Here is a 15,567-nt window from a genome sequence, read left to right on the forward strand (position 1 = left end):
GACCGCCCCGTGGTCAGAAGTCGAAGCGGGGCGACGACGCGGTGAGGATCTCCGACTTCGGCGACACCGGCCACAGGGCGGTCAGCTCGTCGTAGAGGGCCGTGGCCAGGCGTTCGACGTCGGCGCGGGCCGTCTCGTGCAGGGCCTCGGCCAGGATGAGCACGTCGGTGGTGGTGTCGCGGACCGCCGACAGGCCGCTCTGCCGGTTGGTCCAGCGGCGCGCGTGCGCCTGGTCGCCGGCGTCGGCGAAGATCACTTCTCCGGCGGCCGGGTGCTCCGTCTCGCCGGAGAAGGTCAGGTACGTCTCCGCGCCCGAGGCGTACCGCACCTCGACGAAGCCGGAGACGCGGGAGACGTCGAACACCGCCACCGGCACGGCGAAGGCGATCGAGACCGCGTTGCACAGGTCGATCAGGGGATGCAGGCGCGGCAGCGCGCCCTCCTTCCTGAAGCGGCGCAGCAACGACTCCGACGCGCACCGGTACTGCGTCGGCTTGAGCCCCATCCGCGTGAACGCCCGCCGCCACGCCTGGATCTCGGGCAGCTCGCTCTCGGGGGCGGCCCGCCGGGCGGCCAGGTCGCAGTAGCGGGCCACCTGGTCGTCGACGCGGGCGGCGGCGTCGACGCCCGTCACGTGGAGCGCGAAGGGCACCAGGTCGGGGAAGTCCCGCCAGATGTCCGCGGAATGCTGGAAACGCACTGTCACCTCGCCGGTCGTCTGACTCGTGCGCCTCACGATACTGCGGCGGGCTCCCGGCGTCCCCGCGCGGCGTGCCGGGCGCGGGCGGCGGCCAGGGCGTAGCAGCCGAACGTCGCCGCCGTAAGGACGGCCGCCGCGACCAGGGGCCGCCCGACGACGCCCAGCACCGCGACGCCGAGGGTGGCGCCGACCTGGCGGGAGGCGTTCAGCACGCCGCCCGCGGTGCCCGCCGTGCCCGCGGGGGCGGCGTTCACCATGCCCGCCATCAGCGCCGGGAACACGAACGACAACCCGAACCCCATGACCACCAGCCAGGGCGCGAGCACGTCGGTGAAGGCCACCCCCGCCAGGCCGGTCGCGAGGAGGGCGAGACCGCCCAGGATCGGCGGACGGGGGCCGTAGCGGGCCACCAGACGGCCGGTGAGCAGCGGGTTCACCGTCATGGGCAGGGTGAGCGGCAGGAAGGCGAGCCCGGCGGCGACCGGGGTCAGGTGGCGGGTGTCCTGGAGGAGGAGGGTGAGCACGAACAGCGCGCCGGAGAAGGCGAAGTTGGCGACCGTCCCGGCCAGCAGCTCCGGCCAGGTGGCGGCGAGCAGGCCGCCGGGCAGGGCGGGGGCATGGCTGCGGCGCTCCACCAGCACCAGCGCCACCAGGACGGCCACGGCCAGCCCGGCGGCGGGCGCGGAGGAGTCGATGAGGGCCTCGGCGACCAGGCCGAGCAGCACGCAGGCCAGGGCCTGGACCTGCCAGTCGATGCGGCGGGACCCGCGCGGCGAGACGACGGTCCGCATGATCAGCAGGCTGGCCACGGCGAAGGGCACGTTGACCAGGAACACCGCGCGCCAGCCGGACAGCCCGACCAGGACGCCGCCGAGCAGGGGGCCGGCGGCGAGCGCCGAGCCGGTGAGCGCCGCCCACAGGCCGGTGGCGCGGGCGCGGGCGGCGGGCGCCGGGAACAGCTCGGCGAGCAGCCCGAGCGAGCCGCCGGTGCACAGCGCCGCGGCCACGCCGAGCAGCGCGCGCAACACGACCAGCACCCCGAGGTCCGGCGCCGCCGCGCTGAGCAGCGACAGCGCGCCGAACAACGCCACCCCGGCCTTGAAGACGCGGGCCGCGCCGAACCGGTCGGCCACGGCGCCGGCGGTGAGCAGCGACGCGGCGAAGGCGACGGTGTAGGCGTTGACCGCCCACTGCTGCCCGGCCAGCGAGCCGCCGAGGGAGGCGCGCAGGTCCGGCAGCGCGATCGTCAGCACGGTCGTGTCGAGGATCACCAGGAAGTAGGCGAGGGAGAAACCGAACATTCGCATGCCCACAGCCTGCTGAAACGCCGCTTTTCCCCTCAACAGGCGCCGCCGTACGGGGCATTCGGGAAAACCTTATGCTGCTTTATATGGACTTGCGGCAGTTGAGGGGCTTCGTCGCCGTCGCGGGGGCGGGCACCGTCACCGGCGCGGCGAACGCGCTCGGCCTGGCCCCGGCGTCGGTGTCGGAGCAGGTGCGCAGGCTGGAAGGCAGCCTCGGCGTGCCGCTGTTCGAGCGCACGCCCCAGGGCATGCGCCTGACCGAGGCCGGCGCCGCGCTGCTCGGCCGCGCGCAGGGCCTGCTCGACCACGCCGAGGAGGTGCGCCGCGCGGTCACCGGCCGGCGCCGCCGGGTGCGCGTCGGCGCGCTGGAGATGCTGGCCGCCGCCCGGCTGCCCGCCGTGCTGCGCCGCCTGTCCGAACGCCGTCCCGACCTGGACGTGGACGTACGCTCCCTGATGCGGCAGGACCTGCTGGCCCAGGTGGCCTCCGGCGACCTGGACGCGGCGCTCCTGCTCGACCTCGGCCCGCGGATCGGCGGCCTCGGGTTCACCCCGCCGCCCGGCATGGACTTCCTCGACGTCGGCGAGGTCGCGCTGTCGCTGGTCGCCGCGCCGGACGGCGAGCGGGAGCCGCTGCTGGTGAGCCCGCCCGGCTGCTCGATCCGGCTCGCGGCCGACCAGGCGTTCGGCCCGGACGTGCCGCGCCGGGAGCTGACCAGCATCGCCACCGCCCGCGAGTGGGCCAGGCAGGGCTTCGGGCAGGCCCTGCTGCCGGACTTCGCGCTGGGCGCCGACCTCGCCTCCGGCGCGCTGGTCGCGCTCGACTGCCGGGCGCCCGCGCTGGCCCTGCGCCTGGTCTGGCTGCGCGGGCGCGAGGAATCGCTGCGGGACGTGCTGTACGCCATGAGCGCCTGACCCGGCGGCCTGCTCACTGGTCCTTGCGCCGGGCCTTGATGCCGGTGATGCGGCGGAACACGTCCCACCAGAAGGGGGCGCCGAACAGCAGGGCCACGTACGTCAGCAGGTAGCCGGGCCAGTGGCTGGGGGTGGTGAGCCGGCTCCACCAGGTGGCGCCGTTCCAGTGCAGCGTGGGGTCGCCCTCGGCCGGGATGGCGATGCTGACCAGCGCGTGCTGGAGCATCTGGACCATCGCGGGCTCGCTGAGCGTCTCGGTGATGCACGGCACCGGGTCAGACTGGCCGCATCGGGCCTTGAGCTCGTCGTAGGCCGCCGGGCCCGCCTCGGCCACGGCGGTCACCGAGGCGCGGAAGGCGTTGTCGCGCAGCAGCGTCTTGCCGTACTCCAGGCCGTCCATGGTGAACAGCAGCGTGACCAGGAGGCCGAGGACGGCCACCACCCACTTGACGTAGCGCCTGTACAACATCGACAGGCGTTCCATCTCGCCGTCGAACCAGGTCTCGACGCCCTGCCTGAACCGGTCGAGGTCGCGCTGCGCGGTCTCCCAGACGCCGCGCAGGTGGCCGTACAGGGGGCTGCCCATCTCCTTGAGCTTGGCCAGGAAGCCCTCGACGCCCTCGGGCTCGGCGGCCGCCATCTCCATCAGGGCGACGGCGAAGCGCCCCGGCGGGATGTTCGCGATGCTCGTCCGGCCCTTCGTCGGGTGGTCGATCTCCTGGACGCGTTCGTACAGCAGCTTGACCATGGCGTCCTGCGCCTTGGGCTCGGCGGCCGGCAGCGTGCCGGGCTCGGCGGGCGAGGGCTGGTCGCTGTGGACGGGCCGGGGGTCGCGGGAGAACGGCAGCGCGGCGAACACGTCGCGCACCTTGGCGGGCAGCCATGACCTGCCCTGCGCGTCGGCGCCGTCGAGGGTGTCCCTGAGGTAGGCCCACAGGAACTTGCTGCGGATGGCGAGCAGGCGCACGAACGCCTCGTTGACCCCGCTCACCAGCAGTGAGAGCAGCAGGAACGACACCACCAGGCCGAGGGCCAGGTCCACGTAAACGGATAACACCTGCGCCTTGATACACCCGGCGGCGGACCGGGATCAACCCCCGTAGAAGACGCGCTCGACGACCTGGCGGGCGCGGCGGGTGACGCGGCGGTAGTCGTCGAGGAAGTCCTCCGAGCCGTCCGGCGGGTAGCCGAGCGTGCGGGCGATGAGCCGGCGCTCCCCCGCCTCGGCCGGCACGCTGTCCCCGGGCCTGCCCCGGACCAGCATGATCGCGTCGCGGACCCGGGAGGCGAACCGCCACGCCTCGGCCAGCACGCGCTCGTCGGCCGGGTCGAGCAGCCCCTCGGCCGCCGCCGCGCGCAGCGCCCCGATGGTACGGGTGGTGCGCAGGGCCGGCACCTCGCCCGCGTGGCAGAGCTGGAGGAGCTGGGCCACCCACTCCACGTCCGACAGGCCGCCGGGGCCGAGCTTGGTGTGCAGGGCGGGGTCGGCGCCGCGCGGCAGCCGCTCGGCCTCCATGCGCGCCTTCAGCCGCCTGATCTCCCTGACGGCGTCCTCGCGCAGCCCGCCGGCCGGGTAGCGCAGCTCGTCGATGACGGCGGTGAACGCGTCGCCGAGCGCGGCGTCACCGGCCGAGAAGCGGGCGCGCAGCAGCGCCTGCGCCTCCCACGGCGACGACCAGCGGGCGTAGTAGGCGCGGTAGGAGGCCAGCGTGCGCACCAGCGGGCCCTGGCGGCCCTCGGGGCGCAGGTCGGGGTCGATGAGCAGCGGCGGGTCGGGCGCGGGCAGCGACAGCAGCCGGCGCAGCTCGTTGGCCACGGCGAAGGCGGCGTCGGTGGCCTCCCGCTCCTCGACGCCGGGCAGCGGCGCGTGCACGAACATCACGTCGGCGTCGCTGGCGTACGAGCACTCCATGCCGCCGAGCCGGCCCATGGCGATGACCGCGAACCTGGTCACGTCGGGGGCCTTGGCCAGCGCGGCGTCGAGCGCGGCCTGGAGGGTCACGTCGGTGAGCGACGACAGGGCCGTGCCGACGGTCTCGATGTCGAGGAGGCCCGAGATGTCGGCGACGGCCGTGCGGAACAGCTCCCTGCGGCGCAGCCCGCGCACGGCCGCCACCGCGGTCTCCGGATCGCCGGCGTGCCGGGACACCGCGGCCGACGCCTCGCCGCGCAGCGACTCGGGCGGGCGCACGGCAAGCTCCGCGTCGGAGCCGAGCATCGCGACCGCGTCGGGGGCGTGCATGAGCAGGCCGGTGGCGTAGCGGCCGGTGCCGAGCACCCGGGCCATGCGGGCGGCCACGGCCGTCTCGTCGCGCAGCAGCCGCAGGTACCAGGGGGTGCTGCCGAGCTTGTCGCTGACCTGGCGGAAGCCGAGCAGCGCCGCGTCGGGGTCGGGCGTGTCGGCGAACCAGCCGAGCATGACGGGCAGCAGCGTGCGCTGGATGGCCGCGCGCCTGGACACGCCCGTGGACAGCGCGGCGATGTGCCGCAGGGCGCCGTTGGGATCGACGTAGCCGAGCGCCTCCAGCCGGGCCGCCGCCGCGGCTGTGGACAGCCGCGCCTCCGACTCCGGCAGCCGGGCCACCGCCTGGAGCAGCGGCCGGTAGAACAGCTTCTCGTGCAGCCGCCGCGCCTCCATGGCGTGCCGCCGCCACCGGGCGGTGAACTCCCCCACCGGGTCGGCCTGCATGCCGAGGGCGCGGCCGAGCCTGCGCAGGTCGGCCTCGTCGGTGGGCAGCAGGTGCGTCCGCCGCAGCCGGTGCAGCTGCAGCAGGTGCTCGACCTGGCGCAGGAACGAATACGCCTCGGCGAGCCCGCGCGAGTCGTCGCGGCCGACGTAGCCGCCGCGGGAGAGGGCGGCCAGGGCCGGGAGGGTGGCCCGGCGGCGCAGCAGCGGGTCGAGCCTGCCGTGCACGAGCTGCAGGAGCTGGACGGCGAACTCGATGTCGCGCAGCCCGCCGGGCCCCAGCTTGAGCTGCCGCTCCCCCTCGGCGCGCACGTGCGACTCGACGCGGCGGCGCATGGCCTGCACGTCCTCCACGAAGTGCTCGCGGGTGGCGGCCGTCCAGACCAGGTCGTTGACCGCCTGGACGTAGGACTCGCCGAGCTCTTGGTCGCCCGCCACCGGACGGGCCTTGAGCAGCGCCTGGAACTCCCAGGTCTTGGCCCAGCGGCGGTAGTAGGCCAGGTGGCTGGCCAGGGTGCGGACCAGCGGGCCGGACCGCCCCTCCGGCCGCAGGCCGGCGTCGACCTCCCACAGCGAGCCCTCCTGGGTGGCCGCCGTGCAGGCCCGCATCATGGCCTGGGCCAGCCGGGTCGCCGACCGCAGCGCCTTGGTCTCGTCGGCGCCCTCGCGCGGCTCGGCGACGAAGATCACATCTACGTCGCTGATGTAGTTGAGCTCGCGCGCGCCGCACTTCCCCATGCCGATGACCGCCAGGCGTGCCTCGGAGTCGTCGACCTCGGCGCGGGCGATCGCGAGGGCGGCCTCCAGCGCCGCACCGGCCAGGTCGGACAGCTCGGCCATGACCTCCGTGAGCGTGGCCTGCCCGGTCAGGTCGCGGGCGGCCAGGTGCATGAGCCGGCCCCGGTAGGCCACCCGCAGCGCCACCAGCGGGTCGGGGGCGCCGGCGCGCGGCTCGGGCTCGCCGGGCTCGGCGCCGACGGCGCGCAGCAGCGCGGCGCGCGCCTCGCCCAGCTGGGGCTCGGCCAGCAGGGCCGTCTGCCCGGGGTGGCGGACCAGGTGCTCGCCGAGCGCGGCGCTGACGCCGAGCACGGCGAACAGGCGCGTCCTGAGCCGCTCGTCCTCGCGCACGGCGGTCAGGACGGCCGGCTCGCGCTCGGCCAGGCGGGTCAGCGAGACCAGGGCCAGGTCGGGATCGGCCACGGCGACCAGGAACTCCAGGAGGTCGTCGAGGTCGGCCGGGGTGCGGTCGAGCAGCTGCGCGGCTCTGGCCCCGTCGGCGAAGCCGAGCTTGGCGAGGCGTGCGGCGGTCGATTCGATCCTGGGCACCTGCCCATCTTGACAGGTGGCTTCGGGAAAGCCGTAGAGTACAACGCAACGTAGCGTTGCGTTTTGCTTCAGGAGGGGACGACATGAGCCGGATGCCCGCGGCGGTGACCTGGGGACTGCTGGCGGTCTGGGCCATGCACGACGCCGAGGAACTGGCGACCATGGCGGGATGGGCGCGGCGGGCCCGTCCCCGGCTGGAGCGGCTGTACCCGGGGGTGCCGTGGGAGCGGCTGGAGGTGTCGCAGGCGCGGGTGAACGTGGCGATCGGGCTGATGGGCGGCGTGGTGGCGGGGGCCTCGGCGCTGGGGGCGCGCAGCGGCGGGCGCAGTCCGGTGTTCCAGGCGGTGCTGGCCGGGTTCGGGCTGCACGGGGTCGTCCACCTGGCGCAGGCGGCCGCCACGCGGGGGTACACGCCCGGGGTGGCGACGGCGCCGCTGGTGGTGATCCCGTTCTCGGCGTGGGCGTGGCGGCGGTTGCGGCGGGCGGGGGTGGTGGCGGCGCCGGGGCGGTCGGCCGCGTTCGGGCTCGCGGCGCTGCCGCTGACGGTGGGGGCCGTGCACGCGGCCGCCCATCTGCTCACCCGCCGCCACGACCGGTCCGCCGGGTCCGCGCCGGCCGCGTCATCGGCCACGGACGGCCTCGGCCGCGACCGCTGGTTCTGACCCGCGTCGGCACCTCGCCTCCCGAGGTGGGCCGTCAGGCTGGGCGGGAGGCTTCGATCACCTGGGCGAAGGCCTGCGCGACCGGGCGCCAGGTCGCGACCAGGGCGGGCTCGGCGGCCTTGACGGCGGCGTTCAGGTCCTCGGCCGCCTCCAGGTCCGACTCCGCCGTCCAGGAGGTGAAGATCTCCGGGGTGGCCTCGGGGTGGAACTGCACCGCCCAGGCGCGCTCGCCGATGCGGTAGGCCTGGTTCGGGTACTGGGCGCCGGTCATCAGCGGCACCGCGCCCTGCGGCAGCCGCGTCATGGCGTCCTGGTGGTACTGGACGGCGGTGGCCCGGGCCGGGACGCCGGCCAGCAGCCGGTCGGAGGCGGCGGCGGGCAGCGCGACCACCTCGCACGCCCCCACCTCCAGGCCGTTCCCGCCGCGCTCGACCGTGCCGCCGAGCGCCATGGTGAGAAGCTGGGCGCCGAGGCAGATGCCGAGCGTGGGCGTGCCCTCGGCCACGGCGCGGCGCAGCAGGGCGCGGGTGGCGGGTTGCCAGGGGCTGCGCTCGTCCTCCCAGGCGGCCGCGGCGCCGCCGAGCACGATCAGGCCGTCGGCGGCCCGCTCCGGCACCGGCTCGCCCCGGTACGGCCGGACGACGTCGCAGGTCAGGCCCAGCCAGTCCGCCAGGTAGCCGAGCCCGGCGCCGGCCTCGTGCTCGATCACGGTGATGCGCATATCGGGTAATTTATCCGCATTTTTCGGTGAAAACGCTCTTACGCCCGTCGTGCGACGTGCCTGCGCCGACGGGCGGTGATTCCCGGCCCCGGACGGCCTCCCTAGGATCCGGCTATGAGATTCGACGAAGTGGACGGGCTCCGCGTCGCCACGTTCGGCACCGGCCCCCGCAAGGTCATCGCGGTCCACGGCATCAGCGCCTCGCTGATGGCCTGGGGCGCGGTCGGGCGACGGCTGCCCGAGGAATGGTCGCTGATCGCGATGGACCTGCGCGGACGCGGTCACAGCGCCTCCCTGCCCGGCCCGTACGGGCTGCCCCGGCACGCCGAGGACGTCCTGCGCGTCGCCGAGCACGTCGGCGCGGGCCCGGACGCGGTGCTGGCCGGCCATTCGATGGGCGCGTACGTGGCCGTGCTGGCCGGGGCCCGGCGCGACTTCGACCGGGTCGTCCTGGTGGACGGCGGCCTCCCGCTGCCCCTGCCCGAGGGCGCGGACCCCGACGCCGCGCTGGCGGCCACGCTCGGCCCCGCGCTGGACCGGTTGCGCCGGACGTTCGCCTCCGCGGAGGAGTACGTGGACTTCTTCAGGGCCCACCCGGCCTTCGCCGGCCACTGGAGCCCCGACGTGGAGGCGTACGTGCGCTACGACCTCGCCGGCCCCGAGGGCGCGCTGCGCTCGCGGGCGGTGGGTGAGGCCGTGATGGCGGACGGGCGCTGGATGCGTACCGAGACCGACGAGATCGGCGCCGCGCTGGCCGCGATCAAGGCGCCGGCCTATCTGCTCAGGGCCCCGCGCGGCCTGCTGAACCAGGACACCGGCATGCTCCCCGACGAGGTCGCCCGCACCTGGACCGCCCGCGTGCCCGGCCTGCGCGACGAGGTCGTGCCCGACTGCAACCACTACACGATCCTGTTCGACGAGCAGCCGGTGACGACCGTCCTGGAACGCATCACCGGGGCATGAGAAAGGCCCCCGAGCCGAGCTCGGGGGCCGTCCTGATGCGCAGGTCAGCGTGGAGCGATCCACGTGGCGCGGGCGGCGGCCACCAGGGTGCCGTCGTCCTCGTAGATGCCGCTCTCGCCGTACATCTTGCGGCCGTCGCGGCCGGTCGGACGGGCCACGACGGAGTAGCGGCCGCCCGGCAGCACCGGGCCGTTGATCTGCACGACCAGGCGGCCGAGCAGGGCCGACTCGCCGGGGCCGAAGTGCGCCCAGCCGGTGATGCAGTCGAGCACCGCGCCCACGATCGAGGCGGGCACGCCGTCCTCGCCGCTCACCGTGAACGGCACCCGCCATCCGGCGGCGACCAGGTCGGAGCCCTCCACCGGGCCGGGGAAGATGCGCAGGCCGTCGCCGGGCTCGCGCAGGCCGCAGGCGAAGCACTCGGCGAACGGGTGAGCCTTCAGGCCGACGAACCCGGCCTCGGCGCGGGCGGCGTCGGTGAACGGCACGAACCCGGGCCCGGCCAGGGTCTCGGCGACGGGGATGGCCTCGACCAGGACCTTGTCGCCGTCGGACAGCGAGACGCTGTTGGCGACGTGCTCCAGGCGCAGCTCGGTCTCCAGGGGCGTGGGCGCGTGCAGCGTGACCTCGACCGCTGATCGGCCGCCGTTCAGCGCCTCTGCCATGGTGCCCGCGATCCAGCCGCCGTTGGCGACTCCCACCGGGCCCCGGAAACGCTCGGGAACGGTCAACACGGTCTGCAGGGCAGCCGTCGTCATGCCACACCCTCCAATATCGCCCCACAAGGCGAGAAGTCCGGAAATATCGTAAAGAGTAGGCCGATTTTACTGGACTCCCGGATTACCACGATGCTGGGGGTCCCTGACCGACGGCCGACTCATGCCATAACGCCACAGGCGTGGCCGAAACTTCCCCGGCCGCCCCCGGCCGTCCCCTCCCAGCGTCGGCGCCGTCCATGGCACGGATGTGACTCGGGGGTGAGGAACAACGAAAATCGGCCCCAACCCGGAGCCGTATCTGTATCCGGGGTGAGACCGATCAAGGCGTCGGCAGTACCTTATCCCGTGATTTCCCCGCCCCGGACCCGTTCCCGGTATATCCCGTCGGACCGTTCCGGCGGCCGGGCCCGCCCGCCACGCGCCCCCGCCCCCTATGCTGGCGCGCACAGGGGTCGAAGCGAATCCGATCGGGCGGGGTGGGTCTGTGCAGCGGGCGACGTTACGCTTTCCGCCCGGGTCGCTGGTCGTGCTGACCGGGCTGCCCGGCGCCGGCAAGACCACGCTGCTGCGCCGCCTCTACGGCCTGCACGGCGCCGAGAGCGCGCCCGTCGCCGCCGAGGCGGTCGTGGTGATCGACTCGGGGCAGTCCCGCCTGCGCTGGCACGGCCGGATCCCCTGGGCCCCCCGTCCGGTGCGCCGCGCCGTGGTGTTCGCCACCCACCTGAGCCGCATCAGCCGGGCGCTGGCCGGCGGTCGGGCGGTCCTCGCGCACAACCGGGGCTGCGCCACGTACGTGCTGAAGGGGTTCGCCTGGCTGGCCCGCAGGCAGCGGGCGAGCTTCCACCTGCTGCTTCTCGACGCGCCGCCGGAGGTGGCGGTCGCCGGGCAGCACGCCAGGGGCCGGGTGGTCGCGCCCCGCACGTTCGCCCGCCACCGCCGCCGCTGGGAGAGCCTGCTGGCGCGGGTGGCCGGCGGCGACCCCGCCCCGGCCGTCAGCGCGCACGTGCTCACCCGGGCCGAGGCCGACCTGCTGGAGCACATCGTCTTCGACAGCGCCGACCGCGCCCCCGCCGACTGACGGCGTCCGGGGGACGCGGACGCACGAGGGAGGACCCATGAAGCAGTACCTGCTCACCCTGTTCGAGCCCGACGGCCCGCCGCCCGAGCCCGCCGTCCTGGAGCCGATCATGCGCGACATCGGCGCGGTCGAGGCGGAGATGCGCGCGGCCGGCGTGTGGGTCTTCTCCGGGGGCCTGGCCCCGGCCGAGCAGGCGTCGGTGATCCGGATGCGCGCGGACGAGACGTTCACCACCGACGGCCCCTACACCGAGGGCAAGGAGCACGTCGGCGGGTTCACCGTCATCCGGGCCCCCGACCGGGACGCCGCGCTGGAGTGGGGGCGCCGGCTGGCCCGCGCCGTGGGCGTGCTGCCGGTCGAGGTGCGCGAGTTCAAGGGCTGAACCGGGCGGGTGCGTCCCGCCCGGCCTCACAACACCGGCAGGTAGCGGCCCAGCTCGAACTCGGTGACCGTACGGCGGTACTCGCGCCACTCGGCCCGCTTGTTGCGCAGGAAGAAGTCGAAGACGTGCTCGCCCAGCGTCTCGGCCACCAGCTCGCTGCGCTCCATGACGGCGATGGCCTCGTCGAGCGAGCCGGGCAGCGGCTGGATGCCCAGGGCCCGGCGCTCGGCGCTGGTCAGGGTCCAGACGTTGTCCTCGGCGGCCGGCGGCAGCTCGTAGCCCTCCTCGATGCCCTTGAGCCCGGCGGCCAGCACCAGCGCGAAGGCCAGGTACGGGTTGCACGCCGAGTCGAGGGAGCGGAACTCGACGCGGGTCGAGCCGCCCTTGTGCGGCTTGTACATGGGCACCCGGACCAGCGCCGAGCGGTTGTTGTGCCCCCAGCACACGTAGGAGGGCGCCTCGCCGCCCTGCCCCGCGATGGCCTCGGCGCCGCCCCACAGCCGCTTGTAGGAGTTGACCCACTGGTTGGTGATGGCGGTGATCTCGGCGGCGTGCCGCAGCAGGCCCGCGATGAACGAGCGGCCGATCTTCGACAGCCGGTAGTCGGTGCCCGCCTCGTGGAAGGCGTTGCGGTCGCCCTCGAACAGCGACATGTGCGTGTGCATGCCCGAGCCGGGGTGCTCGGTGAACGGCTTGGGCATGAACGAGGCCCAGATGCCCTGCTCCAGGGCGACCTCCTTCATGATCAGCCGGAACGTCATGATGTTGTCGGCCGTGGTGAGCGCGTCGGCGTAGCGCAGGTCGATCTCCTGCTGGCCGGGGGCGCCCTCGTGGTGGCTGAACTCGACGGAGATGCCCATCGACTCCAGCATCATGATCGCCTGGCGCCGGAAGTCGTGGCCGGAGCTGTGGGGCGTGTGGTCGAAGTAGCCGCCGGAGTCGATCGGCTCGGGCCGCTGGCCGGCCTCGGGACGGTTCTTCAGCAGGAAGAACTCGATCTCGGGGTGGGTGTAGAAGGTGAAGCCCATGTCGGCGCACTTGGCGAGCGTGCGCTTGAGCACCCAGCGCGGGTCGGCGTGCGACGGGGTGCCGTCGGGCATCAGGATGTCGCAGAAGATGCGCGCCGCGCCCGGCGTCTCGCTGCGCCAGGGCAGGATCTGGAACGTCGAGGGGTCGGGCTTGGCCAGCATGTCGGACTCGTAGACCCGGGCGAAGCCCTCGATCGCCGAGCCGTCGAAGCCGATGCCCTCGGCGAAGGCGCCTTCCAGCTCGGCGGGCGCGATCGCGACGGACTTGAGGAAGCCGAGGACGTCGGTGAACCAGAGCCGGATGAACCGGATGTCGCGTTCCTCTAGCGTGCGGAGCACGAACTCCTGCTGGCGGTCCAAGGCATCCCCTCGTCGAAGCTGGTGCGGGTCTTGACATCAGCATGCCGTGCCCGTGTTTCGCACACGTTACGGGGGGTGCCGGTGCGAGCCTCACTGACAAAGGGGCCGCCCAGATCTACTGTGATCACGCAGTTAGTCTCGGGGGAGGCATTGGTGGCTATCGACCTGCTCAATCACAAGCTCGATCGGGCGTTCGACCACATCGACGCGAACGGCAACGGCGTCGTCGAGCGGGAGGACCTGCTGGGGCTGGGCGCACGCCTGCTGGTGGGTTTCGGGGAGTCCCCCACCTCGGTCACCGGCAACCGGCTCGTCGGCAGCTTCGACGGCATCTGGTCGACGTTGTCGCAGGCGCTCGACCGCGACGGCGACTCCGGCATCGCGCGTACGGACTTCCGCGGCGGGATGACGGCGGCGTTCGTCACCGGCGACCGGTACGAGCCGGTGTTCCGGCCGGCGACGGTGGCGGTGGCCCAGCTCTGCGACGGCGACGGCGACGGCCTGATCCGGCCGGGCGAGTTCCGCACGATGCTCAGCGCGTTCGGCACCGCCTACGACGACGTGGACGAGGCCTTCGACCGGCTCGACCGGGAGGGCAGAGGCGCGCTCACCGTCGAGGAGCTGATCCACGCGGCCGAGGACTACTACCGCAGCTCAGACCCGAACGCCGCGGGCAACTGGCTTTACGGTCCGCTGTGAACACGGCCGTGAGCACCACCGTGTTCGCCACGGTGCGCACCGCGCTCCGCTCGGTCCTGCACTGGAAGCCGATGTTGCCGCTGCCGCGCAAGGGCGGCTCGCCCGCGCTGGCGCTGCTGCCGCTCGTCGAGCGGGTGCCGGCGATGGCGGCGCCCTGCCGGATGCACCCGGCCGTGTACGCCATCGAGGCCGCGGTCATCGACTGGGCCAGGCGGACGGGCCTGCGCGCCGACGCCGGGGTGGGCTTCCACCGGATGGCCGGGCGCGCGTTCGCCGAGTTCGACGCGGCCGCGGCGGCGCTGTTCGCCCAGTGGCTGACCTGGCTGTTCCACCTCGACGACGAGCTGGACGAGGGGTCGTGCCCGCTGGACATCTTCGGCGGCATGCTCAAGGGCGCGGCCCGGCACCCGCTGGAGGCGGCCTTCGCCGACCTGTGGCGGGTGACCAGCGCGCGCATGAGCGACCAGTGGCGGGCCCGCTTCGCGGTCAACCTGCGCCGCCAGGCCGACGCGTGCCGCACCGAGGCCGACAACCGGGCCGCCGGGCGCATGCCGACGCTGGAGGAGTACCCGGCCCTGCGCAGGGGCACCGTGGGCCCCTACCTGTACGACCTGGTGGAGCCGTGCCTGCGGGTCGAGGTGCCGGCCTGGGTGGTCCAGTGCGACCCGTGGCGGGAGCTGGTGGACGCCTGCAGCGACGTCACGGCCTGGTGCAACGACGTCGCCTCGCGGCCCAAGGAGCGCGGCGACGTGCACAACCTGGTCGAGCTGGCGGTCCGGCAGCTCGGGCTGGGCGAGCGCGAGGCCGTGGCCTGGGTGCTCGACCGGATCGCCGGGCGCTGCCAGGACATGAACCGGGCGGCCAGGCGGCTGCCGCTCGACGACCTCCCGCCCAAGGCGGCCAGGGACGTCAGCAAGGTCGCCTGCGCCTACCTGGCCGCGCCGCGCGCCCACCTGGACTGGCTGCTGGAGTCGTCCCGGTACGCCTGAGCCGCCCGGAGGGGGCCGGAGGGGGCCGGTCAGGCGGAGGCGCCGGCGAGCATGTCGCCGGCCGCCGTCCGGCGGTAGACGACCTGCTTGCCGAGGCGCAGGCCCACCGCCAGCCCGCCGTCGCTGAGCACCCCGAGGTGCTGGCTGACCGCGCCCGGGGTGAGCGACATCCGGGCGGCCAGCGCCGAGGTGGTGCTCGGCTCGGCCAGCGCGAGCAGGATCTGCGCCCGGCTGCGGCCGATGAGCGCGGCCAGCGCGCCGGGGGCGGGCGGCGGGCCCTGCTCCCACAGCGTGCCGACGCCGAGCACCGGATAGACGAGCATCGACTGGTACGGCGCCGACATCACGGCCACCGACGGCCAGTAGAACGCGCTCGGCACCAGCAGCAGCCCGTCGCCGTGCAGGCCGCCCGCGTGGCACCAGGGCCGGTCGATGAGCAGTTGCTCCCCCGTCCACTCCACGGCGGGGCCGAGCCCGGCGAACAGCTCCCTGGCCCCGCCCTGGGCGAGCTGGCGGGAGCGGCGCAGCACGTCGCGTTCGAGCAGCCCGTAGACGCGCGGCCAGAACTCCTCGAAGCAGGCCCGCCAGTACGTCTCCAGCGCCGCCGCCACCCGCGCCACGCCGGCCGCCGGGTCGGCCATGAACCGGTCGAGCAGCGCCCGGTCGGTGCCCGCGATGGTGCCCGCGATGGTGGCGGCCTCGGTGCGGGCGCGTTCCGGCGGCGTGTTGCGGACCTGCTCCAGCTCGGCGGCGAAGTCGGGCAGCGGCGTGCGCGGGGGCGGCGTGATGAAGTCGGCCAGGTAGCCGCTCGGCGGCACCAGCGCGAACAGCTCGTCGAGGTCGAGCCCGGCCAGCCGGGGGCGCACGGCCTTGATCCAGGGCAGGTGGATCGACTGCCTGGAGGGGTCCTGGAGGGTGCGCAGGCTCGCGACCAGCTCCCACATGGGCGAGAACGCGAACCGGATGCGCGCGACGTCCTCCGGCTTGAGGTCCCAGGTGACGGCCATGGTTTTAGTGTGCACTAAATCGATGGCGC

Annotated in this window: 15 protein-coding genes; 7 read left to right on the forward strand and 8 right to left on the reverse strand. The window is 74.2% G+C overall.

What is annotated here, in order from left to right; translation table 11 throughout:
- Positions 1 to 13: 13 nt before the first annotated feature.
- Entirely contained in the window at positions 14 to 736 is a 723-nt protein-coding gene (locus AB0J76_RS26750; protein ID WP_364390740.1) for a phenylalanine--tRNA ligase beta subunit-related protein, read from the reverse strand.
- Positions 733 to 2,007 carry an MFS transporter gene (locus AB0J76_RS26755; protein WP_352330721.1) on the reverse strand — a complete coding sequence of 425 codons (1,275 nt, stop codon included), beginning with the start codon at positions 2,005 to 2,007 and terminating at the stop codon, positions 733 to 735. The genes AB0J76_RS26750 and AB0J76_RS26755 overlap by 4 nt, the downstream gene beginning before the upstream one ends.
- Positions 2,008 to 2,090: 83 nt before the next feature.
- On the opposite strand from AB0J76_RS26755, the gene AB0J76_RS26760 reads away from it, so the two are divergent.
- A complete protein-coding gene (locus tag AB0J76_RS26760) occupies positions 2,091 to 2,918 on the forward strand; it encodes a LysR family transcriptional regulator (RefSeq protein ID WP_364390742.1) in 828 nt (275 codons plus the stop codon).
- A gap of 13 nt (positions 2,919 to 2,931) precedes the next feature.
- Here the strand turns inward: AB0J76_RS26760 and AB0J76_RS26765 are convergent, their stop codons facing one another.
- Positions 2,932 to 3,975, reverse strand: coding sequence for a hypothetical protein (locus AB0J76_RS26765; protein ID WP_352329488.1), 1,044 nt, complete (start codon positions 3,973 to 3,975; stop codon positions 2,932 to 2,934).
- 33 nt (positions 3,976 to 4,008) lie between these two features.
- On the reverse strand, positions 4,009 to 6,930 hold the full coding sequence (locus AB0J76_RS26770) for a bifunctional [glutamine synthetase] adenylyltransferase/[glutamine synthetase]-adenylyl-L-tyrosine phosphorylase (RefSeq protein WP_352329486.1): 2,922 nt from the start codon (positions 6,928 to 6,930) through the stop codon (positions 4,009 to 4,011).
- An 83-nt stretch (positions 6,931 to 7,013) separates the two neighbouring features.
- Here AB0J76_RS26770 and AB0J76_RS26775 point away from each other — a divergent pair, with 83 nt between their 5' ends.
- Entirely contained in the window at positions 7,014 to 7,592 is a 579-nt protein-coding gene (locus tag AB0J76_RS26775; protein ID WP_352329484.1) for an HXXEE domain-containing protein, read from the forward strand.
- Between the two features lie 34 nt (positions 7,593 to 7,626).
- Here AB0J76_RS26775 and AB0J76_RS26780 read toward each other — a convergent pair whose 3' ends face one another.
- On the reverse strand, positions 7,627 to 8,313 hold the full coding sequence (locus AB0J76_RS26780; RefSeq protein ID WP_352329483.1) for a type 1 glutamine amidotransferase: 687 nt from the start codon (positions 8,311 to 8,313) through the stop codon (positions 7,627 to 7,629).
- A 114-nt stretch (positions 8,314 to 8,427) separates the two neighbouring features.
- On the opposite strand from AB0J76_RS26780, the gene AB0J76_RS26785 reads away from it, so the two are divergent.
- On the forward strand, positions 8,428 to 9,276 hold the full coding sequence (locus AB0J76_RS26785; RefSeq protein ID WP_352329481.1) for an alpha/beta hydrolase: 849 nt from the start codon (positions 8,428 to 8,430) through the stop codon (positions 9,274 to 9,276).
- 44 nt (positions 9,277 to 9,320) lie between these two features.
- On the opposite strand, the gene AB0J76_RS26790 is transcribed toward AB0J76_RS26785, so the two are convergent.
- The gene (locus AB0J76_RS26790) at positions 9,321 to 10,034 is read right to left on the reverse strand and encodes a hotdog fold domain-containing protein (RefSeq protein WP_352328044.1); all 714 of its coding nucleotides are present in this window, start codon (positions 10,032 to 10,034) and stop codon (positions 9,321 to 9,323) included.
- Between the two features lie 445 nt (positions 10,035 to 10,479).
- On the opposite strand from AB0J76_RS26790, the gene AB0J76_RS26795 reads away from it, so the two are divergent.
- Both AB0J76_RS26795 and AB0J76_RS26800 read left to right on the forward strand, forming a co-directional pair.
- Positions 10,480 to 11,073 (forward strand): AAA family ATPase, encoded by a 594-nt coding sequence (locus AB0J76_RS26795; protein ID WP_352328045.1) that lies wholly within the window; start codon positions 10,480 to 10,482, stop codon positions 11,071 to 11,073.
- 37 nt (positions 11,074 to 11,110) lie between these two features.
- The gene (locus tag AB0J76_RS26800) at positions 11,111 to 11,455 is read left to right on the forward strand and encodes a YciI family protein (RefSeq protein ID WP_352328046.1); all 345 of its coding nucleotides are present in this window, start codon (positions 11,111 to 11,113) and stop codon (positions 11,453 to 11,455) included.
- Between the two features lie 26 nt (positions 11,456 to 11,481).
- Here the strand turns inward: AB0J76_RS26800 and glnA are convergent, their stop codons facing one another.
- Positions 11,482 to 12,843 carry a type I glutamate--ammonia ligase gene (glnA, locus tag AB0J76_RS26805; protein WP_352328047.1) on the reverse strand — a complete coding sequence of 454 codons (1,362 nt, stop codon included), beginning with the start codon at positions 12,841 to 12,843 and terminating at the stop codon, positions 11,482 to 11,484.
- 153 nt (positions 12,844 to 12,996) lie between these two features.
- On the opposite strand from glnA, the gene AB0J76_RS26810 reads away from it, so the two are divergent.
- Both AB0J76_RS26810 and AB0J76_RS26815 read left to right on the forward strand, forming a co-directional pair.
- Positions 12,997 to 13,542, forward strand: coding sequence for an EF-hand domain-containing protein (locus AB0J76_RS26810; RefSeq protein ID WP_352328048.1), 546 nt, complete (start codon positions 12,997 to 12,999; stop codon positions 13,540 to 13,542).
- Between the two features lie 8 nt (positions 13,543 to 13,550).
- On the forward strand, positions 13,551 to 14,531 hold the full coding sequence (locus AB0J76_RS26815) for a terpene synthase family protein (protein WP_352328049.1): 981 nt from the start codon (positions 13,551 to 13,553) through the stop codon (positions 14,529 to 14,531).
- A gap of 29 nt (positions 14,532 to 14,560) precedes the next feature.
- Here AB0J76_RS26815 and AB0J76_RS26820 read toward each other — a convergent pair whose 3' ends face one another.
- Positions 14,561 to 15,538, reverse strand: coding sequence for a DUF5937 family protein (locus AB0J76_RS26820; RefSeq protein ID WP_352328050.1), 978 nt, complete (start codon positions 15,536 to 15,538; stop codon positions 14,561 to 14,563).
- Positions 15,539 to 15,567: the final 29 nt, after the last annotated feature.

Origin of the sequence: Nonomuraea sp. NPDC049624 (genome assembly GCF_040675255.1) — a bacterium.
Taxonomy (GTDB): domain Bacteria; phylum Actinomycetota; class Actinomycetes; order Streptosporangiales; family Streptosporangiaceae; genus Nonomuraea.